A 23634-nucleotide genomic window follows, 5' to 3' on the forward strand; every position below is an offset into this window, starting at 1 on the left:
TAACTTTCACAGGAGCGCAGCCAGAGCTAGTGGCCGCTTAGTGGCCGACAGCGTGAGTTCACCCGTTCAAACCGACCGACAGCAATCGCTGCAACGCAGACGCTTGGGTCGGATCTCTGAGTGACCGAAACGGGTCGAAAACAGACGTTCGCGAATGGAGGCTCTCGACCAATAAAAAATGTCGGCCATAATATCGCTGGAAAAATAGGTGTCAAACTACAATTCAACCTCCGCCTGACACCGCGATATGAAGAAGACTATCTGGAATCTGTTACGCGCTCGGATCTCTGCTCCGCCGGTTCACACATTCGCCGTCAAACCACGCGCGCAGCTCGATCCCATTGATGGGCGTCTGGAACTCGCGAGCCTGCCGCCAGGTCGTGAAGCGCCCCTACCCAAGAAGGTCTACGTAGATCCATTCTGGGCGATCTGGGAGCTTCAATGTGCCAACGCATCGCGACGGTACATGTGTGTCAGTCGAGGCGCGGTAGATGATCATTTCGTCGTGCACGTGAGCACTGACGCGTTTTACCGCCTATGGCTAGAAACAACATTGCGCGGCAATGGGCGCAACGCACCATGTCCCCTGCGAGACCATATGCCCCGGGATTACAAGTTCTCGCGAGCTGAATTGGGGTTTTCTCACGGTATCGACAACCCCGTCCCCCTAGCAGAGGTGTCGGGGTACCACGATGCGTCAGGGGTCAATGTCGCGTTTATCAATGGAGTAACGCGAAGCCTTTGGCTCATCGCAAACGAGGTCGCGTCCTTCCCGGTTAAGTGCTACTCGCAGGAAGAGGCAAACCTCATCCACGTTGCTGCGGGGTGCGCTGAAGCTCCCGTCATGTTGAAAGAGATTTTTGCAGGGGTTGATATCCCGCAGCCAGAGCGGCAACGAATCCCTAAGCCCGTATATAAATGGAGCGAGTAGTCGTCTCTGACGCCTTCGAACCCGGGCACAGGCAACAGGCCGGGCGCTTCCCACGAATCCATCAATTCGGCTTCAACTCAATATCCCGAGCCACCTTCCCCAGCAGTTCATAGTCCGTGCGAGCCCGTTCAGTGGCCTGCTGCGACGTATTGCCCACGATCACCCAGCCCAACTCCTTCAGCTTGCGCTGCATCTCGGCATCCTTAAGGCTCGCAACCACCGCGCCCTGGATTTTTTCCACAACCGCAGGCGGCGTGTCCTTGGGCGCCGCAAGACCAAACCACCCGGTCGGAACCAACCCCGTGATGCCCAGCTCCTTCGCGGTAGGCACTTGGGGATACCCGTCAAACCGATAATCGCTGGTGACGAACAACGCAGTCGTCTTGCCCGACGTAACGTACGGGATTTGCGAGGCGGCGTTGTCCATCATTGAATCCACGTGCCCGCCCAAAATATCGTTGACGGCGGGCGCGGCCCCCTTGTAGCCCAGGATGCTCAGGTTCACCCCCGCCAACTTGGCGAAGGCCGCCTGCGTCAGGTGGGCCTGGGTGCCAAGCCCGGCGTTCGCCGACGAGAGGCCGCCGGGCTTCGTGCTGCTTAACGCCTTGAACGCCGCGTAATCCTGCGCCGGAAAACTCTTGCCCACGACGAAAACAAACGGGACTTCCACGGCGATGGAGATCTGCGCCAGGTCTTCGACGGGGTTGTAGCGCAGCTTGTAGATGTGCGGATTAACGGCGATGGTGCCGCTTGCGCTGAGCAGCAACGTATAACCGTCGGGGGCCGCGCGCACGACGTGCTCGGTGGCAATCGAGCCGCCGGCGCCGGGTTTGCCGTCGACGATCACCGGCTGCCCCAGGCGCTTGGACATGGCTTCTGCCAGCAGGCGGGTCATCGTGTCGGACGCCGATCCCGGCGCGTAGGGGTAGATGATCGTGATCGGTTTAGCGGGGTAGGCGTCCGCCGCGTAAGCCGGCGTCAATCCCACCGACAGCAACAATGCGGTGATAGCGGTGCTAAGGCGTGTCATGGTTGTCTCTCCCTACGGGCGGGTGGTTTGAATGATCTTCTGAATGACGGGAACGGCCATCGCGGCGTACCAGCTCAGTTCAGGCAGCATGTCCTGGCGATACCAGCCGGCCTCGTGCAGCAGGTTCAGCGATGCGATGGTCTGGCCGTCCCAGCGGACCGGCATGTTCACGGCGCTTTCGCAGCCAAGTGAATGGATGAGCTCATGGTCTGGAAACGCGCGCGCGCACTCCGCGCGGTCGACGCAGATCCGCGCCTTTCCCTCAAGCACGACACTGGCGTAGAACTCGCTGTTTTCGCGGATGGGCTTGGCGCCGCCTGGTGGGTAGGCCTCGGGCTGGCTTGAGAAATACCGCAGGCTCTGCTCCGCCTCTCGATCCAGCACCAGTACCGTGAACAGCCGATAACCGATCCGCGCGCCCAGCGCTCGGGCCAGCCCCTGAAGCCCGCATTCGGGTTGGGGTGCGGCGGCAAGAGCCTGCGCCATGTCGCTTAAAGGCTGTGCCTGGACCATGTTTTCTGTTGAATGCTTCACCGCTTGCCCTCGTCGATCGGGAAAGGCATTTTGGCGGCCAACCGCCATAAGGCGCTAATGAATAAAGCTGAGAGATCCATTACCATTTCCGCATGGATGCCACCTCGATCGACCCGCCCTGGACTCGCCGGCTCAAGCTGCGCCACCTGCAAGTGCTGGCCGCGCTGGAAAGCGCGCGCAGCGTCACGGGTGCGGCCAAAGCCATGCACATGACGCAGCCAGCGCTCTCGCACTGGCTCGGCGACATGGAAGACCTGGTGGGCACGCCGCTGTTCCTGCGTGGTCGGTCGCTTGAACTGACGGAGGCGGGGGGTGCGCTCTGGCGCTATGCGTGCCGCGTCCTGGGCGACACCGCGCGCACCGGCGAGGAGATCGAAGCGGTCAAGGGTGGCGTGGCCGGCCATCTGCATATCGGCACCATTCTTTCCGCCGCGCCGGTGTTGCTGCCGCGCGCCATCGCCGCGCTGCACCAGCGTTCGCCCAACGTGCAGATCGAACTGGTTGAGGGCTTGCTCGAGCCCTTGATTGAACGCGTGGAACGGCGCGAGATCGACCTCATCATCGGGCCGTTGGACGTGCGCGCCAGCCGCTCCGGCCTGTGCACCGAATGGCTGATGACCGACACCTTCAGCGTGGTGGCCCGGCGCGGGCACCCGCTGGCGGAACTGGATGCGCCCTGCTGGGAGGACACCCAGCGTTATCCATGGATTCTGCCGCCGCTGGGCACGCTGTCGCGCGCACGGCTGGATCAGGCCGTGGTAGATGCGGGCATGCCGCCCCCGAAGCCGTCCGTCGAGACCAGTTCGCTGGTCGCGCTGTTGTCGATGCTGCAAGACCGCGACTACATTGCCACCTTGGCGAGCTCCGTTGCGCATATGTACGAACGGCTTCAGCTCATCAGCATCGTGCGCGCGCCGTCCCGCCTGGAGTTCGGCCCCATCGGCATGTTATGGGCGGCCGACTCGCCCAGCATCGTGCTGCCGACCTTGCGCGAAACGCTGCGCCAGGAGGCGCAGAGCACCTCCCCCGGCAGCGCCGCGGACGGTGCCGCTACTTGACCGTCGCGTACTCCAGCGTCTTGGGCGTGTGGGTCAGCACGCGCGGCGTGCTCCCCACCACCACCGTATCGTCCAACCGGAAGCCGCCGATGCCATAGGCGTAGATGCCCGGTTCGGCCGAATAGACCTCGTTGTCCAGCAAGGGCCGCTGGTTAAAGGCCATGTCTTCCGGGTACTCGTGGTGGATGATGCCCACGGCATGCCCGGTGCGATGGCGGATGAAGTCCGCGTACCCGGCCTTCTCGATCTCGGCCTGCGCGGCCGCGTCGATCGCGCAGACGGGATTGCCGGTGCGCGCGGCGGCAATGGCCGCCTCGTTCGCCGCCTTGGCCGCGGACCACAGCCGCACCTGCTCGGCCGAAGGCGTGCCGCAGAACCAGGTGCGCTCGTTCTCGATCGTCAGGCCATTCAAGCGGGGAATGACGATGTTCACCAGCACGTCGCCTTCCTGGATCCGCGCGCCGCATGACGCGCCATCGCCATGCGGCGAGGCCGACGCGGGGCCGCTCAGGGTCCAGCAGCGGATCACTTCGAAATGCTCGCCGGGGAAGCGCTCGGCGGCCTCTTGCACGAACAGCGACGCCATGGCGAAGTCCAGTTCCTGCACGAGCCGGCCGGGCCGGATGTTCTCGCGGTAGCGGTCCTGAATCCAATCGGAAATGGACGCGGCGGCCGCCATCACGGCCAGCTCTTCGTCGTGCTTTTGCCAACGGAGCGCGCGGCACTCGGGCGTCGCGTTGCGCAAGACGACCTCGGGCAGGAAGCGCGCGAGCTGCGCCAGCACCGGGCTGCCCCCCTCGACCGCGATGCGCGAGCGCGCAAGGCCTGCTGCCTTCAACCTGGCCGCCAGCACCTCGGGCAGCTGCGTAATCAAAGGCAGCCGGTTCTGCACGCGCGGATGCTCGGCGTAGTAGCTGATATCGGTAATCCAGACCTTGCCCTGTTCCTGCGAAAACTGCATGTGATGCGTGGACAGCTCGTTCATCACCAGGAAGGGCGTACCGTTGCGCGGCACGACGGCAAAGATCGGCCGTTCCCAGGGCAACACGTCGGTGTGGAAATTGGTGGCGAACTGGAAGAAATCCGCCGAGGTGAAGATGACGGCATCGACGGCCAGCTCGTCCATCATGGACGTCATCTTGTCGTATCGGTATTGCCAGACCGCCTGGGTAAGTTTGGGCATGGTGTGTCCTTTATCGTGGTGTTCAGTCGTTGTTCAAGCCCAGCTGGCGAATCAGCGGGCCCCAGGTGGCGCTATCGCGTGCCGTCCATTCGGCCACGGTCTCGGGCGACGAGGGCAGGGGCTCTAGCTGAAGCTCCTGCAGACGTGCCTTGACGGCGGGATCATCGAAGAAGCGCCGGGTCTCGGCGTTGAGGCGCGCGATGGCCTGCGGCGGCGTGCCCTTGGGCGCCACCAGCGCATACCAACCCGGCATTGGAAAATCCTTGAAGCCCAGTTCGGCCAGCGTGGGCACGTCCGGCACGCTGGCCGCACGCTTGTTGCCCACCACGGCCAACGGCACCACCTTGCCCGCATTGGCCTGCACGGCGCCCGTGTTCAGCACGTCGGCCATCACCTGGGTCTGGTTGGCCATCACGCTGGTCAGCCCGGCGGCCGCACCGTTGTACGGAACATGCGTGAGCCGCATGCCCGTCTTCTGCGCCAGCATCTCCACGACCAGATGCGTGGAATTGCCCTTGCCCGCCGACGCGAAATTCAGCGACTCGGGCTCGGCCTTGGCGCGGGCAACCAGTTCGTCCAACGAACGGATCCCCGTCTGCGTACCGGCGACGAGCAGGAAGGGTGTATTTACCAACAGGCTGACGCCGTCGAAATCCCGCGCCGGCTGATACGGCATGTTCTTGTACATATGCGGGTTGAAGGCCAGGTACGACACCCCGCTGACCAGCACCGTATACCCGTCGGCCGGCTGCTTGGCCACGTAGCTGGATGCCAGGATGCCGTTGGCGCCCGGCCGGTTCTCGACCACCACCGGCGTCTTGAGCTGCCGCGCCACGTAGTCCGCCCACAAGCGGCCGATCACATCCGTGCCGCCGCCGGCGGCCTGCGGCACGACAAGCTTGATGGGCTTATCCGGATAGTCGGCGGCAGCGCTTGCACCGCCGCCTGCGAAAAGCAGGAGCGCGACCCCTGCTGCGAGGGAGCGTCTGCGTCCCGGTACTGTCCTCAACATGTCATCCCCATGAATCTTCAGATACGTCGCGAATGGACGGCGGCTTTTGAAGCCTGCGGGAGGATTATGGGGAGATCGGACATGCACGCCCAATGAATAAACCTGAGGTTTCCATAAGCGTTTGTGCATGATGGGGCGCGTATCCGGCACCGCGTCTGCTACCGATGCAGGCTTGAAGGGGACCGATGGGATATCAGGCGACGCGTCCTGCGCGCTACGTCCGGATCAGCTCAGAATCAGACCGTTTCAGCTCATTTGGATCACAAATCAGCTCAATATTGCGCTGATTCCTGATAAATTGAGCTGATTCACCTGCCGACATCGCCCCATGACCACCCGCGATCACATCCTTCAGCTGCTCCGCGCCCAACGTCAGGACAATCTGCCTTGGCTGAGTTCCAGCGAATTGGCTTCCCGAACCCCCGCTAGCTGGTCCACGGTAAAGCGCCAGCTGGACGCGCTGCGCAAAGCCGGCCTGGTGCTGCGCGAAGGGCAAGGCCGGGCAACGCGCTACGGGGTCGCGGACGAGGCACCCGCCTGGACATCCGCCCCGGCCTACGCCGCCACGCGGCTGGCGGAACCGATGCCTGACATTGGCGGAATGATCTGGTCCGAACATGGGGTGGAATTGCTGGCCCATCTTCGGCAACCGCTGGCATCGCGCGCACCGGTGGGCTATCAGCGCAGCTTCGTAGACCACTACGTCCCGAACCAGAGCTCGCTATTGCCTCCTGCTTTGGCCCAGACCTTGGCCGACGAAGGCCGCATGCAGGGCCAGCAGCCTGCCGGCACTTACGCGCGCCGCGTGCTGGAACCGCTGTTGCTGGATCTGTCCTGGTCGTCTTCGCGGTTGGAAGGCAATCGATATTCGCTGCTGGCCACGCAAGAACTCTTCAAGCGCGGCGCGGCGGGAACGGATCTGGACGCGGTCATGCTGCTTAACCACAAGGCCGCCATCGAATTCATGATCGATGCGGTACCCATGCACGGTCTGACGCCCGCCGTCATCGGCAACCTCCACGCGATCCTGATGCAGCACCTGTTGCCCGACACCAAAAGCCTGGGGCATATCCGCCGGACGGTGGTCAACATCAGCGGCACGACCTACCTGCCCATCCAGGCGCCCGCGCTGCTGCAGGAAGTTTTCGATCACATCGTGGAGAAAGCGCGGCTGATCAAGAACGCCGTGGAAGCGGCATTCTTTCTTTGGGTGAACCTTGCCTATCTGCAGCCATTCGAGGACGGCAACAAGCGTACCAGCCGCCTGTCGGCCAACATTCCGTTGATGCTCTACAACTGCGCGCCGCTGTCATTCCTGGACGTGGAGGCCCAAGACTATGCCTACGCCATGATGGGCGTCTACGAACGCGGCGATGTGACGCTGGCGGTGGATCTGTTCACGTGGTCCTATCGGCGCTCGATCCGAAAGTACGCCATTCAGCTGGACGCGGCAGGTGTGCCGGATCCCCTTCGCCTGCGCTTTCGGGAAAAACTGAACGAAGCGATCAGCCGGGTAGTGCGCGGGCGGCAGACGACCGATGCGGCGGTAGCGGCGCTGGCCCTATCGGAGGACGATGCCCGCGTGTTTTACCCCATGTTGGCGGAGGAGCTGCGCTTCTTGGATCTGTACAACTGCGCGCGATATCGCTTGCCGATGGAGCAGGTGCAGGAGTGGATCGAGGCGGGACGGCCGCAGTAGCGTCGCCAAGCCATCGGCCATTGCTATGTCGGTCATTCGCGCTGCAAGATTTTCTTGCACCTCGGCAAATCTCGACAGCTGTCTAAACAACTGCAAAGCAATGCGAAGATTGCCCGCATTGTGAGCTAGGATGAATTCGTGTTCTATCAAGGAATCCCATCATGGCTCCTATCTCGCAAAAACCGCCTGTCTTCAAATCGGTCCGCCCCAATGTCATGGAGGTCGAGTACGGCGCATTTCGCGGCTACGTAGACGTGATCGACCACACCCAGCAGACACCGCAAATCAAGACGCATTTCTGCCGCACCGTCTGGCCATCCCGGGACATGGCCGAACAGCAGGCGATGGAACTTGCCCGCGGTATTCAGCGCGCACGCGGACTTGGCGCGTCGCGCACCGCATTGCTCACCGCCAGCCTGGGTGACGCGGCGGCCGGCCGCAGGCCGCTGGAGTTCGTGCCCGTCAGCCTGGTCAAGCAGCAGCCCACGGTTCCAATGGTCAAGCGCCATCTGAGGCTGGTGGCCTGAGCCTGAGCACGCGCCGACAAAGCACAAGGGCCGCATAGGCGGCCCTTGTCATTCACGAACGTAAGACTTCAATCAAGCCTTACGCACCTGCGCGATCAGCTTGTCCAGTTCGCTCAGCATCAGGTCGATTTCTTCAGCCGTCACATTCAGCGCCGGCATGAAGCGCAGCAGGTTCGGGCGCGGGGCGTTCAGCAGCAGGCCTTGCGGTTCCAGCTTGCGGGCGGCTTCGACAATGGCCGGACCATCGTCGCGGTCCATGATCAAGGCGCGCAACAGGCCCAGGCCACGCTCGCCCTTCATGCCGTACTTGGCCGACAGCGCCAAGAGGCCGTCGGACAGTTGCTTGGAACGCGCGTTGACGGCGTCCATGAAGCCCGGCGCAGCCAGCGCGTCGAACACAGCAACGCCGACGGCGGTCGTCAGCGGGTTGCCGTTGTACGTGCCGCCCTGGTCGCCGTGCGAGAACACGCAGGCGTCCTGGCGCGCCAGCAGGGCGGCCAGCGGCACGCCGCCGCCGATGCCCTTGGCCAGCGTCATGATGTCCGGGATGACGTCGGAATGCTGGTAGGCGAACATCTTGCCGGTGCGGCCCATGCCGGTCTGCACTTCGTCGACGATCAAGAGCAACTGGTTCTCGTCGGCCAACTTGCGCAGGCCTTGCATGAATTCCTTCGTGGCCGGGATCACGCCGCCTTCGCCTTGCACCGGTTCCAGCATGATGGCGACGGTCTTGTCGTCGATCAGGGCGCGCACCGATTCCAGGTCGTTCAGTTCGGCCTTGGGGAAGCCTTCCACTTGCGGGGCGAACATCTTGTCCCAGCCCGGCTTGCCCGACGCGGACATGGTTGCCAGCGTGCGGCCGTGGAAGCCGTGGTTCATCGTGATGATCTTGTAGGCGCCGTTCTTCTTGACCTGGCCCCACTTGCGCGCCAGCTTGATGGCGCCTTCGTTGGCTTCGCCGCCGCTGTTGGCGAAGAAGACGCGGTCAAAGCAGGATGCGCCGGTCAGGCGCTGGGCCAGCTCGATCGAGGGGATGTTGTAGAACGCCGGCGACGGGTTCATCAGCTTTTGGGACTGTTCCACCAGCGCGCGCTGCATTTCCGGCGCGGAGTGGCCCAGCGTGTTCACCGCCCAGCCCTGCACGAAGTCCAGATATCGCTTGCCCGCGTGATCCTCCAGCCAGGATCCCTTGCCGCTCACGAACACGAGGTCCGGGCGGGAGGTGATCTCCATGAGGGTGTTGACGTTGAACTGGCTGAATTCCATGGCGGTTCCTGCGGGGTGAAAGGACAGGGATGAAGGGGAAACTTCAAGGGGGAAGCGCGAAAACGCAAATGTAGCACCGACAACGGGATGCTATCGTGACGCACCCCCCGCCGATCCGCCCCGGGCCGCCTCACAAGGGCCAGCCGTCCGGGCGCTCTATTTTATGCAAGTGGCGCGCCCCCGCGCGCCGCCCGTTGTCGCTTTTTACTGACCAATCATGAAACGTATCCTTTCCAGTCTTGCCGCCGGCCTGGCGCTGGCGGCGGCCGGCGCCCCGGCGCATGCCCAATACCCCGAACGCCCCATCCGCCTGATCGTGCCATTCCCGCCCGGGCAGGCCACCGACATCTTTGCCCGGGCCCTGGCTGAAAAGCTGGGCGCCGCCGTCAAGCAGCCCATCGTGGTGGAAAACCGCGCGGGCGCCGGCAGCAACATCGGCATGGAGCAAGCCATGCGCGCGGCGCCCGACGGCTACACGCTGGTCATCGCGGGCAGTGCCGCCGCGGTCAACCAGACGCTGTACAAGACCATCAACTACAGCCTGACGAAGGATTTCGCGCCGGTGTCGGGCGTGTTCTCGGTGCCGCTGATGTTCCTGGCCACGCCGGCGTCCGGCATCACCTCGCTTAAGCAATTGGTGACGCAAGCGCGCGCCAATCCGGGCGAACTGGCCTATGCCAGCGCCGGAATCGGCGGCACGCAGCACCTGTCGGCCGAGATGTTCAAGGCCGCGGCCGATATCGACATCCGCCACATCCCGTACAAGGGCAGCGGCCCGGCCCAGGCCGATTTCCTGGGCCACCAGGTGCCGCTGATGGTGGATTCCGTCACCGCCGGCCTGCCGCACGTGCAAAGCAAGAAGGCGGTCGCGCTGGCCGTGACGACCGCCAAGCGCTTGCCGCAGTTGCCCGATGTGCCGACCGTGGCCGAATCCGGCTACCCGGGCTTCGAGGCCATCGGCTGGGCCGCCGTGCTGGCCCCGCGCGACACGCCGCCGGCGGTCACCGATTACCTCAGCAAGCAGATCGGCCAGGCGCTGACCACGCCGGAAATGCAGAAATTCCTGCGTGACCGCGGCGCGGAACCCATGCCGTTGACGCCCGAGGCAACGGGCACGTTCATCGCCAGCGAAGTCGGCAAGTGGGGGAAAGCCGTCAAGCAGTCCGGCGCGCAGGTGGATTAAAGAATCAGGATCAAGACGCCCGCCGCCCGCCGTACCGGCAGCCGCTTCTTGCAAAGGCCGTCCCCGTAAAAAGGGACGGCTTTTTTCATGGCGATTGGGCGTTTTTTCTGGATGATCCATCCAGCCCCGGGTGGTTTATCGCGGGGACGCGCTTGCCTAAGCTCGAAGCTCCATCGATTCATGAAGGGGTTTTTCCATGGCAGACCATTCCATCAAGGGCAAAGTCGTGCTGATCGCCGGCGGCGCCAAGAACCTGGGCGGCCTGATCGCGCGCGACCTGGCGCAGCAGGGCGCCCGCGCGGTGGCAATCCACTACAACAGCGCCGCGTCCAAAGCCGACGCGGATGCGACCGTGGCCGCGATCGAGGCGGCAGGCGCTAAAGCGGTTGCGCTGCAAGGCGACCTGACCACCGCCGCCGCCGTCGAGAAGCTGTTCACCGACGCCGTCGCCGCCGTGGGCCGTCCCGACATCGCCATCAATACCGTCGGCAAAGTATTGAAGAAGCCCTTCACCGAGATCAGCGAGGCCGAGTACGACGAGATGACGGCGGTGAACTCCAAGACCGCCTTCTTCTTCCTGCGCGAAGCGGGCCGCCACGTGAACGACAACGGCAAGGTCTGCACGCTGGTGACGTCCCTGCTGGGCGCGTTCACGCCGTTCTACGCCGCCTACGCCGGCACCAAGGCGCCGGTCGAGCACTACACGCGCGCCGCGTCCAAGGAATTCGGCGCCCGCGGCATCTCGGTGACCGCCGTCGGCCCCGGCCCGATGGACACGCCGTTCTTCTATCCGGCCGAAGGCGCCGATGCGGTGGCCTATCACAAGACCGCCGCCGCGCTGTCGCCCTTCAGCAAGACGGGGCTGACGGACATCGAAGACGTGGTGCCCTTCATCCGCCACCTGGTCAGCGACGGCTGGTGGATCACCGGCCAGACCATTCTGATCAACGGCGGCTATACGACAAAGTAAGCGGCCACGGCCTGCGCCAGGTGCCTTTTTGCGCTGACAGGCTAATCTCTCTCCTGCCGTCATCCACAGGGCGATCCGCCCGTGGACGGCAGGGGACGCCAGACGCATGGACCGATTCGACCAGTACCGCGTGTTCGCCCAGGTCGCCGACATGGGCAGCTTCATCAAGGCCGCCAATGCGCTGGAGGTGCCGCGCGCCTCGGTGTCGGCGGCCATCCAGCAATTGGAGACGCAGTTGGGCGTGCGCCTGCTGCATCGGACGACGCGGCAGGTGCGGCTGACGGCCGACGGCGAACAGTTGCTGGAGCGCGTGCGGCCGCTGCTGGCGGAAGTGGAGGATATCGACCAGTTGTTCCACGCCGGCCAGCGCCAGGTGTCGGGGCGGCTCAGCATCGATGCGCCCAGCCGCATTGCGCGGCGGCTGATCGCGCCGGCGCTGCCCGGCCTGCTGCGCCGCCATCCCCGGCTGGAACTCATGCTCAGTTCCACCGACCGCGCGATCGACCTGGTGCAGGAAGGGGTGGATTGCGCGGTGCGCATCGGCACGCTGGACGACAGCAGCCTGGTCGTGCGGCCGCTAGGCCGTATCGCCCTGATCAACTGCGCCAGCCCCGATTACCTGCGCGAACAAGGCGAGCCGCGCCGGGCCGGCGACCTGGCGTCCGGACACTGGACCGTGGGCTATGCGTCACCCAAGACGGGCCGGGAATTGCCCTGGGAATACCTTGCGGAAGACGGGGCCGAGCAGTGGGCTCAGGTGCCGGCCCGGGTGGTCGTGAACAATGCCGAAAGCTATATCGCCTGCTGCCTGGCCGGACTGGGACTCATCCAGATTCCGCGCTTTGACGTCCAGCATCTGCTGGACGCCGGCAAGCTGATCGAGGTCATGCCGGCCTTGCGCGCGGCCGCCATGCCGGTATCGCTGTTGTATCCGCACCGTCGCCAGCGCTCGCGCCGCCTGGCGGTTTTCCATGACTGGTTCGCGGCCCTGATGCAGCCCCATCTGGAGGGCTGACCCGGCCCCGGGGGGCGACCCAAACCGGTGCCGGGCATGCCCGCATCCGGCGCATCCGCCGCACCAAAGCAGGGCGCGTCATGCGTCCCCGTCGTCACCCGTGTAGCGGGCCCGAAATGGCACGGAACTTGCTTTTCCAGGTTTGTATACCGAATTGGTGTGCAACGCACCCGACCCGCTCCGGGCGGTGCGCGCCCTGGAGAGTCCCTCATGAACCGTAGAACCCTGTTGTTGTCCCTTTGCACCGCCGCCAGCCTGCTGGCCGCGCCGCTGACGCACGCCGACACGCTGGACGATATCGTCCGCGCGGGCACGATCAAGATCGCCGTGCCGCAGGATTTCCCGCCCTTCGGTTCGGTGGGCGCCGACATGAAGCCCTTGGGCTATGACATCGACACCGCGCAGCTGATTGCCAAGCAGCTGGGCGTGAAGCTGGAACTGGTGCCGGTCACCAGCGCCAACCGCGTGCCGTATCTGCAGACACGCAAAGTGGACCTGGTGATCTCCAGCCTGGGCAAGAACGCCGAACGCGAAAAGGCCATCGATTTCTCGGACGCGTATGCGCCGTTCTTCAACGGCGTGTTCGGCCCGGCCGACCTGAAGGTAGCGTCGGCGGCGGACCTGGCGGGCAAGACGATCGGCGTGACGCGTGGCGCGGTGGAAGACATCGAGCTGTCCAAGATCGCCCCTGAATCGGCCACGCTCAAGCGCTATGAAGACAACAACGGCACCATCACCGCCTTCCTGTCGGGCCAGGTGCCGATGATCGCCACGGGCAACGTGGTCGCCGCCGCCATCCTGGCGCGCAATCCGGCCAAGAAGCCGGAAACCAAGTTCCTGATCAAGAATTCGCCGTGCTACATCGGCCTGAACAAGGACGAGCCCAAGCTGCGCGCCAAGGTCAATGACATCCTGGCTGCCGCCAAGCGTGACGGTTCCCTGTCGGCGATTTCGCAGAAGTGGCTGGGCGCCGAACTGCCCAAGGACCTCTAAGTCCCGACGGCGGCCATCATGGCTTATCAATACGATTTCGGCGCGGTGTTCGACTACACGCCGGTGCTGATCAAAGGCATCGGCGTCACGGTCGAACTGATCGCCTTCGGCGCGGTCGCCGGCGTGGCGCTGGGCATCGCGTGCGCCTGGGTCCGCACACAGGGCCCGGGCTGGCTGCGCGCGCCGGTGGCCGCCTATGTCGAGGTCATCCGCAACACGCCGTTCCTGATCCAGCTGTTCTTCGTGTTCTTCGGCCTGCCGTCATTGGGCGTGCAACTGGGCGAAATGCAGGCCGCCTGCCTGGCGATGGCGCTGAACCTGGGTGCCTACAGCGCCGAAATCATCCGCGCCGGCATCGACGCCACGCCCAAGGGCCAATACGAGGCCGGCGCCAGCCTGGCGATGACGCGCTTCCAGGTGTTCCGGCACGTGGTATTGATGCCTGCGCTCAAGCGCATCTGGCCCGCGCTGTCGTCGCAGATCGTGATCGTGATGCTGGGGTCGGCGGTGTGTTCGCAGATCGCCGCCGAAGACCTGACGTTTGCCGCCAACTTCATCCAGTCGCGCAACTTCCGCGCGTTCGAGGTGTACCTGGTCACCACCGGCATCTACCTGGCGTTGGCCATCCTGCTGCGGCAGTTGCTGCGCCTGGCCGGACGGCGCCTGTTCCGCAAGGCGGCAAGATGATTGAATTCTCAACCTGGGACATCGTCCGCAACCTGCTCTTGGCCGCGCGCTGGACCATCGTGCTGTCGTTGGTGGCGTTCGCCGGCGGCGCGCTGATGGGCGTGCTGGCGCTGATGATGCGAACCTCCCGCGTGGCCCTGATGCGGCGCGCCAGTTGGGCCTATATCGAACTGTTCCAGGGCACGCCGCTCTTGATGCAGCTGTTCCTGGCGTTCTTCGGCTTGTCGCTGCTGGGCCTGGAAGTGCCGCCCTGGCTGGCCGCCGGCGCGGCGCTGACCTTGTGGTCGGGCGCGTTCCTGGCCGAGATCTGGCGCGGCTGCGTGGAGGCCATTCCCAAAGGGCAATGGGAAGCGTCGGCCAGCCTGGCGCTGGGTTATGTGCAGCAGATGCGTTACGTGGTGCTGCCGCAAGCCTTGCGCATCGCGATCGCACCCACCGTGGGCTTTGCGGTGCAGATCGTCAAGAGCACCGCGCTGACTTCCATCATCGGATTCACGGAGCTGTCCAAGGCCAGCACCGTCATCACCAACGCCACCTTCAGCCCCTTCACCGTCTACGCCTGCGCCGCGCTGATCTATTTCGCGCTGTGCTGGCCCCTGTCGCGCCTCAGCCTCCGGCTGGAAAGGAAGTTGCATGCCCCTCATCGCCCTTGAAGACGTTCGCAAGAAATTCGGCGACAACGAAGTCCTGAAGGGGGTGACGCTGCGCGTCGAACCCGGCGAGGTCATCGCCATCATCGGCAAAAGCGGCTCGGGCAAGAGCACGCTGCTGCGGTGCGTGAACGGGCTTGAGCAAATCGACGGCGGCGCCATCATGGTGGCCGACGCCCAACTGGGCGACGACGAATTGCGGCTGCGTGCGCTGCGGCTGAAGGTGGGCATGATTTTCCAGCAGTTCAACCTGTTCCCGCACCTGACGGTGGGGCGCAACGTGATGCTCTCGCCCATGGTGGCCAAGCGCATGCCGGAAGCGCAAGCGGCCGACCTGGCGCGCGCCATGCTGACCCGCGTGGGCTTGGCGCACAAATTCGACGCGTGGCCGGAAGAGCTGTCCGGCGGCCAGCAGCAGCGCGTGGCCATCGCCCGCGCGCTGGCGATGCAGCCGCTGGCGCTGTTGTGCGATGAAATCACGTCGGCGCTGGATCCGGAACTCGTCAATGAAGTGCTGGCGGTGGTGCGCGAATTGGCGGCCGACGGCATGACCCTGCTGATGGTCACGCACGAAATGCGCTTTGCGCGCGAAGTGTGCGACCGCGTCATGTTCATGCATCAGGGCCGCGTGCACGAGATCGGGCCGCCCGAAGAACTGTTTTCGGCGCCCGCCACCCCCGAACTGCGGCAATTCCTGGGGATGACGAACCTGGCGGCTTGAATCGCAGGACCCGCACGCACGGCGCGACCGCGCCGGTGGCCCGCTGCGGTCAGCGCGAGAAGCCGCGCGCCGCGATCTCCCAGATGTCCTCGACCACGCCGTCGCGCACCACCACCAGCCCGTCATGCAGGTTAAAGGTGGGATCCACGTGCGAAGGCACCAGGCGCAGCACGTCGCCCAATGCGGGCGCCTGCGCCCCCGGCGCCACGCGCACCACGCCGTGCTCGTCGTTGATGGACGCGTAGGTCAGGCCATCGGCGTTGAACACCGCGGGCGGGCCACATTCGGCGGTGGTGGATTTCAACCCTGCGTCCAGGATGACGCGATCCGGCGCGGGCACGCTCATCACGGTGGACAGCACGAACAGGCTGTTCTGGAAGGCCAGCGGGCCGTCCCACTCGTTGGCGCCGTAATCGCCATCCATGAAGGCGTAAGACCCTGCCTGCAGTTCAGTGAAAACGCCGCTTGCCGCATCGAACTCCGCGCTGCCCGTGCCGCCGCCCGTGATGACGTCGCACGCGATGCCGCTTTCGCGCAGCAACTGCGCATACGACGCAGCGATGCGCGCCGTCTGCCGGCAGACCTGCGACCGTTCTTCGCGGGTGCGAAAGTGCTGCATCGACCCGTGGTAGGCCTGCAGCCCCACGAAAGTCACGCCCGGCAGGTCGCGCGCCTGTTGCGCCAGCGCCAGCACGAGCGCGTCGTCCGACACGCCGCAGCGCCCCTGGCCCACGTCCACCTCGACCAGCACGTCGATCTCGGCCCCGGCCTGCGCCATGGCCTGGGAAATCTGCGCCAGGTTCTGCGCGTTGTCCACGCAGACGCTCATTTTGGCGGTGCGCGCCAATTGCGCCAGCATGGCCAGTTTGGCGGGTCCGACGACTTCGTTGCTGATGTGGATGTCGCGGATGCCGGCGGCCACGAAGGGCAGGGCTTCGCTGACTTTCTGGCAACAGATGCCGCGCGCGCCCAGCGCCAGCTGGCGCAACGCGATTTCGGGGCATTTGTGCGCCTTGGCGTGTGGGCGCAACGCCACGTCGTGACGGTCGGCCCAGGCCTGCATGGCGTGCAGGTTGGCCTCGAACGGCGTCAGGTCCAGCACCAGGCTGGGGGTGTCGACGCGGGCCAGAGGATCGCCCGGTTGCGCGGGCGGGGGCAGCGCTATGCCGCGTATGACTTCCTGGGACATCTGGGTGACTCCGTTATCTGCACCGGATGGGGTGGCACGGCACGCCATAACCAAAGCGCGACCAGCCATAACCAAAGGGGCGGGTCACCCCCTGGTAAACGATAGCCCCGTAACCATTGGCTACGGATGGCCTACATGCCAGAATTTCACCATAGGTAGGCGGCCCCCACGGCGCACCCGCGTCGCGGGCTTCCTGCCCCCCAAGGGGGCTCTTTTGCCTTGGGACGGCCCGGCGGCAAAAGGCGGCCCCCACGGCGCACCCGCGTCGCGGGCTTCCTGCCCCCCAAGGGGGCTCTTTTGCCTTGGGACGGCCCGGCGGCAAAAGGCGCTTAGAACAATACCCGTCCACGTCGAACACATCAACATCCATCAACATCCGTCACAAAGTCCCGGAGAAGCTCGCATGAAACTCAAGCATTGGATTACCGCCCTGACCGTCGCCGTCGCCGCGGTCGGCACCGTGGGTTCCGCACAGGCCCAACAGTTCTTCCGCATCGGCACGGGTGGCACCGCCGGCACGTACTATCCGATCGGCGGCATCATCGCCAACGCCGTCTCCCAGCCGGGCAAGCTGGTCGCCACGGCGGTTGCGTCCAACGGATCCGTAGCCAATATCAACGGCATCCTGGGCGGCTCGTTTGAAGCCGGCTTCACGCAATCCGACGTGGCGTTCTGGGCCTACAGCGGCACCGGCACGTTCGAAGGCAAGCCCAAAGCCCAAGACCTGCGCCTGATCGCCACCCTGTATCCGGAAAGCATCCACCTGGTGACGCGCAAGGGCGCGGGCATCAAGAGCGTGGCCGACCTGAAAGGCAAGCGCGTATCCATGGACGAGCCGGGTTCCGGCACGCTGGTGGACGTGCGCCTGATCCTGGGCGCCTACGGCATGACCGACAAGGACATCAAGGCCGAATACCTGAAGCCGAACCAAGCGGGCGACAAGCTCAAGGACGGCGGTTTGGACGCCTTCTTCTTCGTGGGCGGGGCCCCTGCCGGCGCCATCGCCGAACTGGCCTCCAGCGGCGCGGGCATCGAGATCGTGCCGCTGGTCGGCCCGGAAATCGACGCGCTGCGCGCCAAGCAGGAGTTCTTCACGCCCGACACCATCGCCGCCAACACCTACCAGAACGTCGGCGAAGTGAAGACCATCTCGGTCAACGCGCAAATGGTCACGTCGGCCAAGCAGTCCGAGCAGGTCGTCTACGACGTCACCAAGGCGCTGTACAGCGACGCCACGCGCAAGACGCTGGACAACGGCCATGCCAAGGGCAAGCTCATCACGCGTGACAACGCCATCAAGGGCGCCGGCATTCCGTTCCACCCGGGCGCCGAAAAGTTCTACAAGGAAATCGGCCTGCTGAAATGATGTAGGCCCCCCCTAGCGCCTGCGGCGCCTCCCCCAGGGGCGCCGCGGTGGACCGGCGAAGCCGGATCCACGCGGCCCGGATCGGTGGCGGCGGCGTTGTGCGGCGGGCGTGCCGTTTAGCTGCAAGGGGCCGGGCACAGTGCAAATACCTGCGGCGTGTTGCACGCCGCGCTTGAGCAGGGCCGCCACGAGCGGCCCTGCTTGCTGAATCACCCAAAGAGTTACGGCGATGGAAATAGACCACGAAAAAACCCAGCAGTTGGCGGAGAAGTACGATTCCGAGATCCGCTTCCGGCCGCTGGACAAGACCGCCACCTGGATCGTTTCAGGGCTGCTCGTCACGCTCTCGATCTTCCATTACTACACCGCCGGCTTCGGCCTGCTGCGCGAGGCCACGCACCGCGGCGTGCACCTGGCCTTTGTGCTGAGCCTGATCTTCCTGGTGTTCGGCTTTTCCAAGTCGCACTATCAGCGCGAACCCAAGTCCACCTGGTATGCGCCAGGCGGCATCCCGCTGTACGACTGGATCATCGCCGTGGCGCTGGCGCTGTCGGTGATGTACATCCCGTACATCTTCGAAGACCTGGCGTTCCGCGTGGGCAATCCGCTGCCCATCGACGTGTTCATGGGGTCGATCCTGTTGATCGGCCTGCTGGAGGCGACGCGGCGCGCCATGGGCTGGCCCCTGCCCATCATCGCGCTGGTCTTCATGGCCTATGCCAAGTTCGGCCCATACTTCCCCGGCCTGCTGCAACACGCCGGCAATACCTGGTCCCAGATCGTCAACCACATGTACCTGACCAGCCAGGGCGTGTATGGCGTGGCGGTGGGCGTGGTGGCGACCTACGTGTTTCACTTCGTGCTGTTCGGCGTGCTGGCCACCCGTATCGGCCTGGGCCAGTTGTTCCTGGACGTGGCCTCGACCATTGCCGGCCGCTACGCGGGTGGACCCGCCAAGGTGTCGGTATTCGGCTCGGCCATGTTCGGCATGCTGTCGGGTTCATCGGTGGCCAATGCGGTCACGGTCGGGTCGCTGACCATTCCCGCCATGATCCGCGTGGGCTACCCCCGGCATTTCGCGGCCGGCGTCGAAGCCGCCAGCAGCACGGGCGGGCAGATCACGCCCCCCATCATGGGCGCGGCCGCGTTCCTGATGATCGAATTCCTGGGCATCCCGTACCAGCAGATCGCCCTCGCGGGCGTTTTCCCGGCCTTCCTGTACTTCTTCGGCCTGTTCATGCAGGTGCACTTCGAGGCCAAGCGTGAAGGGCTGCGCGGCCTGACGGCCGAGGAAATGCCGAAGCTCAAGCAGTCATTCAAGATGCGCTGGCCGACCTTGATTCCGCTGTTCCTCTTGATTGGCGTGCTGGCCAGCGGCCGCACGCCTTACCTGGCGGCGTTCGCGGGCATTACGGGCTGCATCCTGGTGGGCTTGCTGAATCCGTTCCAACGGCTGCGCCTGCGCGATCTCTACGAAGCCTTCGAGACGGGCGCCAAGTACGCGCTGGCCGTGGGTGCTGCGGCCGGCACCGTGGGCATCGTCATCGGCGTGGTAACGCTGACTGGCGTGGGCTTCAAGGTGTCGTACATCGTGATCTCGGCGGCGCAGTCCATCGCAGGCGTCGCTTCGGTGGTGATTCCGGAGGCCATTGCCAATACGCAATCGCTGACATTGGTAGCCGCGCTGATCATGACGGGCATCGTCTGCATCCTGATGGGTTGCGGCATTCCCACCACGGCCAACTACCTGATCATGGTGGCGGTGGCCGCCCCCACGCTCGTGCAGTTGGGCGTGCAGCCGATCGCAGCGCACTTCTTTGTGTTCTATTTCGGCATCCTGGCCGACATCACGCCACCGGTGGCGCTGGCCGCGTATGCGGCGGCCGGCATGGCGGGCAGCGACCCGTTCAAGACCGGGAACACGGCGTTCAGGCTGGGCATCACCAAGCTCATCGTGCCGTTCGTGTTCGTGTTTTCGCCGTCGCTGCTGATTTCGGTGCAGGGCTTTACCTGGTACGACTTCTTCGTGACGCTGATCGGTTGCATGGTGGGCCTGGTGCTACTTTCAGCGGCGTTCTCGCGCTACATGCTGGTAGGCATGAAAAGCTGGGAACGGTGGTTGTGCACGGTGGGGGCGTTGCTGACGATCGTGCCGGGCGTGGCGAGCGGCTTGATCGGGCTGGCCCTCTGCATCCCGGTGTTCATCCGCCAGCTTGCCGGACTGAAGCTGGAGAACGGGGCCAAGGCGGCCTAGCGCGCGGCGCGCCAAAAGCCATCTGGCAAAAGATAAAACAGGGGCGGACCAAGGTGTCCGCCCCTGTTTTTCTTTCGGCCAATCACGCATTTTGTCAGCAAATGCGGGCAGAATGGGGGCCGTCCACGACAGGGTGACGCCATACAACATTCCGCCTTCTCGCCGGTTGCCCGGCTAAATAAATCAGCGTAAAGTAAAATTCATGTTTGCTGGTCTGCCGATCTGCGGGCCGACTGTGCAAACAGGCACAAAACTGCGCCATATGTTCGATATCCTGGTTTATCTGTTCGAGAATTACTACACGCCGCAAGCCTGTCCTGCGGCCGATGTGCTCGCTAAGCGGCTTGCCGCCGCCGGTTTCGAGCACGAAGACATCGACGACGCCCTCGGCTGGCTATACGGTTTGGCCGAGACCACGGAACGATGCGTCGACCTCGCTCAGGCTCCCAACTCGGGAACCCGGATCTACACCGACAACGAATACAGCCAGCTCGGCACCGAATCCATCGGCTTCATCGCCTTCCTGGAATCGGCCGGCGTATTGCCGGCGCCGTTGCGCGAAATCGTCATCGACCGGGGCCTGGCTTCGCCGGAAACGCCCGTGCCGCTGTCCAAGATCAAGATCATCGCCCTCATGGTTCTCTGGAGCCAGGAAGCCGAGATCGACAACCTGGTCCTGGAAGAGCTGCTGGACGAAGAAGGCGTGCGGTTGCTGCATTGATGACCCTGCGCCCCGGCCCCATGCATTGGGGCCGCTTGCCGTTGCTGTGACCTACGTAGGCCGATTCGCCCCCAGCCCCAGCGGCCCGCTGCATGCGGGCTCGCTTGTGGCTGCGCTGGCCAGTTGGCTGGATGCGCGCGCCCACGGCGGGCGCTGGCTGCTGCGCATGGAAGACGTGGACACGCCCCGCACCGTGCCGGGCGCCGCCGACGCCATCATGGCGCAACTGGACGCGCTGGGCCTGCACTGGGACGGCGACGTCATGTGGCAGTCGCAGCGCCACGCCGCCTACCAATCCGCCTTCGACACGCTGGCCGCGCGCGGCCTGATCTACGGCTGCGGCTGCACCCGGCGCGAAATCGCCGATTCAGCGCTGCGCGGGCAGACCGTGCCTGGCGCGGACGGAGAACGCCCTTATCCCGGCACGTGCCGCCACGGCTTGCCCGAAGGCCGCCAGGCGCGCGCCTGGCGCCTGCGCGTCCCGGAAGGCGTTGAGCACTTCGAAGACCGCTGGCTGGGCCCGCAAGCGCAGGACGTGGCGCAGGCGGTGGGTGACTTCGCCCTGCGGCGCGCGGACGGGCTATGGGCCTATCAACTTGCCGTGGTGGTGGATGACGCCGAGCAGGGCGTAACGGACGTGGTGCGCGGCGCCGACCTGCTGAGCTCCACCGCGCGCCAACGCGTGCTGGGCCGCTTGCTGGGCCTGCCCCCCGTGCGCTATCTGCATGTGCCGCTGATCCTGGACACCGCCAGCGGCCTGAAACTGTCCAAGCAGAACGGCGCCCCCGCCATCGACACCCAAGCGCCCCTGGCGGCGCTACAGGGCGCCTGGCGGGCCTTGGGCTTTGCGCCGCTTGCCGCCGACGCCGACCGCGGGCAGTTCCTGCGCGAAGCCACCGCGCACTGGGCGCGGCGCTTCCCCTGACCCGGGGCCGGCCTTGCCGCTATAGCGGCTGCAGGTCCGCGCCCAACATCCGCACCAGCAGGGCTTCGCCGTTGTCGCCCACGCGCAGCTCGCCGTAGCGGGCGACCTCGAAACGCTTGGCTTCGCCTTCCTGGAAGAACCAGGCATTGGTCACGATGCGCACGCCGCGGTCGCGCACCCGGTAGCGCAGCGGCACCTCGCCGTCGGCATGCGGATGCACGTCGGGCTGAATGCGCAACGGCGTGGCCACGCCGCGCGCGTCGGTCTGGAGCATCACATAGCCGTCTGGCTCGAAACCGGGCAGGGTCTCGTCGTCAACCGGACGGTCGCCGCCCAGGCGCAAACGCGTGATGTCACGGCTGGCCGCAAAGTCCAGCGCCATATAGTCGCCCTGCATCAGGGACCTCGGGTCCACCGGCGCCAGTTCCAGGATGACGACCTTGCCCGAAGCCAGCAGCTTTTCACGCTGCCAGATGCCGCCGTTGGCCACCACCAGCACCAGCGCCAGACCGCCCAGGATAGCCAGTGTGCGCCAGCGCAAGGGCGCCGAAACGGGAGGAAGCGGGGCACGCCGGTCGGGAGCCTGCGTGCGCATCAGCCGCGGCACCAGCCACACCAGGCCACGCAACACGAACAGCAGCAACGCGCCGCCGCCCAGCCACAGCGCCTTTTGCAGCAACGGCACATCCAGCTGGTAGTAGTACACGCCCAGATAGGCCAGCAGGCTGATCACACCGAAAACCACCAGGCGCAGCTGATTCAGGCCAAAACCCAACAGCAGCCAGGCCAGTGCGAAACCCACGCCCGGGCTGGGCAGCCAGAAGCCGGCCAGGATCAGCAGTGCGATCGGCACGCCCCAGGTGACGCCGGCGGTCAACACATGGCGGCGGGGCCACAGCACCGCTAACGCCGCTGCCGCCGGCAGCAAGGCGCCGGCGGTAAGAAACAGGGCGCCCTGCGGATTCAGCTGCCACATGGCGGGCAGATGCAGGACCGAGATCCCGCCCGCCAGCCACACCATGCCCTGCACCGACAGCAGGAACGCCCAGGCCAGCGGCTGCAACGCATGGTCCCGCTTGGCCCCCCCGCGATGGCCCACGGTCAGGATCACGGCGGTGGCCCAGGCGCCGATCACGGCGATGGGCAGCCACACGACGCTGGACATGGCGGGATCGAAATCCAGCCACGCCTCCAGCAGGTCGTCGCGCATCATCTGGGGCGACAGGCCGCGCCAGATCAGGCTGGCGCCAGCCCCGGCGATCAGAACGCCGGACAGGAAACGCAGGATCACATCGGGACCCAGCACGTAGATGGCCGTGGCCATCAGCAGCACGAACACGCAAGCGCTGGTGAACGAGGTGGAATCGGACAAGCCGTAAATGATCAGCAACTGACCGGCGAAAGCCATGGCCGTGCCGCATTGCCGCCAGAAGGGGCCCGCGTCGCTGCGCAACACCGCCACGCCTGCCCCGCACAGGACCAGCCCGGCCACCAGCGCGCCTTCTTCGGACGTGACGATGCCGGAGAACGCCACGAACACCAACAGCAGCAGGGTGGCCAGCCAGGCGCTCAGGCCTAGCAGGCACTGCACATACCAGGGAGGTTCGGCGTGCGGCGTGACCGCCGGCGCCAACTGCGCCACGGGTGCGCCCGAGTCGGCCGGCTCCACGGCATTGCCGGCCGACGCCGACGCCGGCTCGGCGTCGGCTACGGCGGGCCC

General features: G+C 65.2%; 22 protein-coding genes. 15 read left to right on the forward strand and 7 right to left on the reverse strand.

What is annotated here, in order from left to right; translation table 11 throughout:
• The first annotated feature begins 247 nt into the window (after positions 1-247).
• Positions 248-931 carry a hypothetical protein gene (locus HG262_RS20700; protein ID WP_169272800.1) on the forward strand — a complete coding sequence of 228 codons (684 nt, stop codon included), beginning with the start codon at positions 248-250 and terminating at the stop codon, positions 929-931.
• Between the two features lie 61 nt (positions 932-992).
• Here HG262_RS20700 and HG262_RS20705 read toward each other — a convergent pair whose 3' ends face one another.
• Together HG262_RS20705 and HG262_RS20710 are read right to left on the reverse strand one after the other, a co-directional pair.
• On the reverse strand, positions 993-1961 hold the full coding sequence (locus HG262_RS20705; RefSeq protein ID WP_169272801.1) for a tripartite tricarboxylate transporter substrate binding protein: 969 nt from the start codon (positions 1959-1961) through the stop codon (positions 993-995).
• A 12-nt stretch (positions 1962-1973) separates the two neighbouring features.
• Positions 1974-2474, reverse strand: coding sequence for a GAF domain-containing protein (locus HG262_RS20710; protein WP_169272802.1), 501 nt, complete (start codon positions 2472-2474; stop codon positions 1974-1976).
• 113 nt (positions 2475-2587) lie between these two features.
• Between HG262_RS20710 and HG262_RS20715 the strand changes: the two genes are divergently transcribed.
• A complete protein-coding gene (locus HG262_RS20715) occupies positions 2588-3553 on the forward strand; it encodes a LysR substrate-binding domain-containing protein (RefSeq protein WP_169272803.1) in 966 nt (321 codons plus the stop codon).
• Here the strand turns inward: HG262_RS20715 and HG262_RS20720 are convergent.
• The gene (locus HG262_RS20720) at positions 3546-4736 is read right to left on the reverse strand and encodes a Xaa-Pro peptidase family protein (protein ID WP_169272804.1); all 1191 of its coding nucleotides are present in this window, start codon (positions 4734-4736) and stop codon (positions 3546-3548) included. The genes HG262_RS20715 and HG262_RS20720 overlap by 8 nt on opposite strands.
• A 22-nt stretch (positions 4737-4758) precedes the next feature.
• The gene (locus tag HG262_RS20725; RefSeq protein WP_248293437.1) at positions 4759-5748 is read right to left on the reverse strand and encodes a tripartite tricarboxylate transporter substrate binding protein; all 990 of its coding nucleotides are present in this window, start codon (positions 5746-5748) and stop codon (positions 4759-4761) included.
• Between the two features lie 328 nt (positions 5749-6076).
• On the opposite strand from HG262_RS20725, the gene HG262_RS20730 reads away from it, so the two are divergent.
• Together HG262_RS20730 and HG262_RS20735 are read left to right on the forward strand one after the other, a co-directional pair.
• Entirely contained in the window at positions 6077-7447 is a 1371-nt protein-coding gene (locus HG262_RS20730; protein WP_169272805.1) for a Fic family protein, read from the forward strand.
• Between the two features lie 161 nt (positions 7448-7608).
• Positions 7609-7974 (forward strand): hypothetical protein, encoded by a 366-nt coding sequence (locus HG262_RS20735; protein ID WP_169272806.1) that lies wholly within the window; start codon positions 7609-7611, stop codon positions 7972-7974.
• A gap of 72 nt (positions 7975-8046) precedes the next feature.
• Here the strand turns inward: HG262_RS20735 and HG262_RS20740 are convergent, their stop codons facing one another.
• The gene (locus tag HG262_RS20740; RefSeq protein WP_169272807.1) at positions 8047-9240 is read right to left on the reverse strand and encodes an acetylornithine transaminase; all 1194 of its coding nucleotides are present in this window, start codon (positions 9238-9240) and stop codon (positions 8047-8049) included.
• A 217-nt stretch (positions 9241-9457) separates the two neighbouring features.
• Here HG262_RS20740 and HG262_RS20745 point away from each other — a divergent pair, with 217 nt between their 5' ends.
• The 7 genes from HG262_RS20745 to HG262_RS20775 all read left to right on the forward strand — a co-directional run bounded on the left by HG262_RS20745 (position 9458) and on the right by HG262_RS20775 (position 15459).
• On the forward strand, positions 9458-10423 hold the full coding sequence (locus tag HG262_RS20745; RefSeq protein WP_169272808.1) for a tripartite tricarboxylate transporter substrate binding protein: 966 nt from the start codon (positions 9458-9460) through the stop codon (positions 10421-10423).
• Positions 10424-10619: 196 nt separating this feature from the next.
• Entirely contained in the window at positions 10620-11393 is a 774-nt protein-coding gene (locus HG262_RS20750) for an SDR family oxidoreductase (protein ID WP_169272809.1), read from the forward strand.
• Positions 11394-11499: 106 nt separating this feature from the next.
• Complete coding sequence (locus tag HG262_RS20755) at positions 11500-12408, forward strand: LysR family transcriptional regulator (RefSeq protein WP_169272810.1); 909 nt, start codon at positions 11500-11502, stop codon at positions 12406-12408.
• A 210-nt stretch (positions 12409-12618) separates the two neighbouring features.
• The gene (locus tag HG262_RS20760) at positions 12619-13401 is read left to right on the forward strand and encodes a transporter substrate-binding domain-containing protein (protein ID WP_006227786.1); all 783 of its coding nucleotides are present in this window, start codon (positions 12619-12621) and stop codon (positions 13399-13401) included.
• An 18-nt stretch (positions 13402-13419) separates the two neighbouring features.
• Positions 13420-14088: an amino acid ABC transporter permease gene (locus HG262_RS20765; RefSeq protein WP_169272811.1), complete on the forward strand. Its 669-nt coding sequence runs from the start codon at positions 13420-13422 to the stop codon at positions 14086-14088.
• A complete protein-coding gene (locus tag HG262_RS20770; protein WP_169272812.1) occupies positions 14085-14741 on the forward strand; it encodes an amino acid ABC transporter permease in 657 nt (218 codons plus the stop codon). Before HG262_RS20765 ends, HG262_RS20770 begins: the two co-directional genes overlap by 4 nt.
• Positions 14722-15459, forward strand: coding sequence for an amino acid ABC transporter ATP-binding protein (locus tag HG262_RS20775; RefSeq protein ID WP_169272813.1), 738 nt, complete (start codon positions 14722-14724; stop codon positions 15457-15459). The genes HG262_RS20770 and HG262_RS20775 overlap by 20 nt, the downstream gene beginning before the upstream one ends.
• Positions 15460-15508: 49 nt before the next feature.
• Here HG262_RS20775 and HG262_RS20780 read toward each other — a convergent pair whose 3' ends face one another.
• Positions 15509-16648, reverse strand: a complete 1140-nt coding sequence (locus tag HG262_RS20780; RefSeq protein WP_169272814.1) for a DSD1 family PLP-dependent enzyme — start codon at positions 16646-16648, stop codon at positions 15509-15511.
• 403 nt (positions 16649-17051) lie between these two features.
• Between HG262_RS20780 and HG262_RS20785 the strand changes: the two genes are divergently transcribed.
• The 4 genes from HG262_RS20785 to gluQRS all read left to right on the forward strand — a co-directional run bounded on the left by HG262_RS20785 (position 17052) and on the right by gluQRS (position 21914).
• Positions 17052-18014: a TAXI family TRAP transporter solute-binding subunit gene (locus HG262_RS20785; protein ID WP_169272815.1), complete on the forward strand. Its 963-nt coding sequence runs from the start codon at positions 17052-17054 to the stop codon at positions 18012-18014.
• Positions 18015-18243: 229 nt separating this feature from the next.
• On the forward strand, positions 18244-20268 hold the full coding sequence (locus HG262_RS20790; RefSeq protein WP_169272816.1) for a TRAP transporter permease: 2025 nt from the start codon (positions 18244-18246) through the stop codon (positions 20266-20268).
• A gap of 262 nt (positions 20269-20530) precedes the next feature.
• The gene (locus tag HG262_RS20795) at positions 20531-20989 is read left to right on the forward strand and encodes a DUF494 domain-containing protein (protein WP_169272817.1); all 459 of its coding nucleotides are present in this window, start codon (positions 20531-20533) and stop codon (positions 20987-20989) included.
• A 46-nt stretch (positions 20990-21035) separates the two neighbouring features.
• Positions 21036-21914, forward strand: coding sequence for a tRNA glutamyl-Q(34) synthetase GluQRS (gluQRS, locus tag HG262_RS20800; RefSeq protein ID WP_169272818.1), 879 nt, complete (start codon positions 21036-21038; stop codon positions 21912-21914).
• A gap of 19 nt (positions 21915-21933) precedes the next feature.
• Here the strand turns inward: gluQRS and HG262_RS20805 are convergent.
• Positions 21934-23634 (reverse strand): GDYXXLXY domain-containing protein (locus tag HG262_RS20805; protein WP_169272819.1); only part of this gene is annotated, 1701 nt, incomplete at its 5' end.

It is taken from the genome of Achromobacter sp. Bel, from assembly GCF_012928505.1.
In the GTDB taxonomy this organism is placed as follows: Bacteria; Pseudomonadota; Gammaproteobacteria; order Burkholderiales; family Burkholderiaceae_B; genus Achromobacter.